Origin of the sequence: Zooshikella ganghwensis DSM 15267 (assembly GCF_000428585.1) — a bacterium.
Lineage (GTDB): Bacteria > Pseudomonadota > Gammaproteobacteria > Pseudomonadales > Zooshikellaceae > Zooshikella > Zooshikella ganghwensis.
This window is the reverse complement of sequence record NZ_AUAF01000359.1, coordinates 1-1,552: the sequence shown is the minus strand read 5'-3', so window position 1 is coordinate 1,552 and position 1,552 is coordinate 1. Positions and strand designations below refer to the sequence as shown.

General features: G+C 35.5%; 1 protein-coding gene. It reads left to right on the top strand.

Annotation, left to right across the window (positions count from 1 at the left end; translation table 11 throughout):
• The first annotated feature begins 636 nt into the window (after positions 1-636).
• A complete protein-coding gene (locus F607_RS0126935) occupies positions 637-1,320 on the top strand; it encodes a helix-turn-helix domain-containing protein (protein WP_027710457.1) in 684 nt (227 codons plus the stop codon).
• Positions 1,321-1,552 lie beyond the last annotated feature (232 nt).

Sequence of the window (1,552 nt, the reverse complement as noted above, 5' to 3'; positions counted from 1 at the left end):
AATTGATTATCAAATCGAACGTAACCATTGTATTTATCGTGAGATTCATCCATACTAATTACTCTTCTAGTGTTAATAAGCTGCCTTTTTCCTCCAAGAATCTGGCAGCTTTTTTTTATCTACAAAAATAAGAATCTTAATTTTTAAGCATGAAAAGATAGCTTAACCCACTAGTGCCACAAAGCAGGTACTAGAGCATTTGAAAATAAATGAGTTAAGTGGGAATCAGTTTAAGTACTTTTCACTAAACAATACCTCCTGTATTGATTGAGTGTAACAACTTCAAGGAAAGTTAAACGCTCAAAATGCAGCGTGTTAATTAGATAAAATATAACGAAATGATATTAGATACTCCTTATCAGAACATTAGCTGTATGAACTTACAGTAAAGTTAAGCTAAGTGACGTTAAATTAAACTTGAGGTAAAGTTTTCTCACATAAACGCTAATGTCTATTCGGGGTATGTGTTTTTGTCTCCCTTTACATATACCTTTGAATTTAGGCGCAAAGACCCCTTAGCACTGGTGTTTGTGCCTTTTAGAGGTTAACATATCAACCAATACTCTCATGGGGTATCGGCTTTTTTAATATAATTATGGCTAAACGATATTTTGTCAACTTATAAGTTGATTTTTTATGGCTAATCTTTGGAAAAAACTAAGAGCACGCCGACGCGAGCTTGATCTAACTCAAAAAGAAGTAGCTGATTACTGTGGTGTCACAGTAGCATCAGTATCTCAATGGGAAGCCAAGGAGACTGATAGGCAGGCCTTTCCCAGGCAGGACAATATACAGAAGCTTAGCGAAATTTTACAGGTAGAGCCCAATTGGTTTTATACTGGAGATAACAACCAGTCACCTATAATTTCAGCCATTGCTAACTTAGAAGAAGATGACTTCATTAAAGTTAAAGCAAAAGTTGACTCACGCCAACTAAGTAAACTTTGGACTAAATTAAAAGCTCGAAGAAAAGAGCTAGATTTAACTCAAGGAGAGATCGCTAAGCACTGCGATGTTACTACAGCAACTGTAAGCAAATGGGAGCATAAATCCATAGAAGGCCGAGCCTACCCCAGACGTGACAAGCTTGAAAAACTTTGTGAAATCTTGAAAGTTGATATGCTTTGGTTGTTAGATGAGAATGATAGTAAGACAAATACGTCAGTTGCTCAGCTAGAGCCATCAAGTCAAACTCCAACCTTCCTTCAAGAACAAATGAAAGTCATTAATACTTATACAGACCTTATCGCTAAAAACAAACTTATTCCTGCAGACTTAACAATTCTTAAGGCTTTAGCTGACTACATCGAAAACAGATAGCCCCTTCATAGATAAATTCTCCTCTTAACCTGTAGTGCGTGCTTACACACTACGTTTTTTTCGAAAAAATATTATCATTTTAGTTGATATTATCTATTTTAATGATAAAGTAGATTTAAAAGTATCATTTAGAGACTTTGCTATGGAAAGCACAACACCTATTAATGGCCATATAATCGATGGTCTTTGGCAATCAAACCTAAACAATCCATATCTGGCACCACGAGAAGTA

Excerpts from the sequence above, each read along its gene's own strand:
- F607_RS0126935 (WP_027710457.1), top strand. The coding sequence starts at position 637 with ATGGCTAATCTTTGGAAAAAACTAAGAGCACGCCGACGCGAGCTTGAT.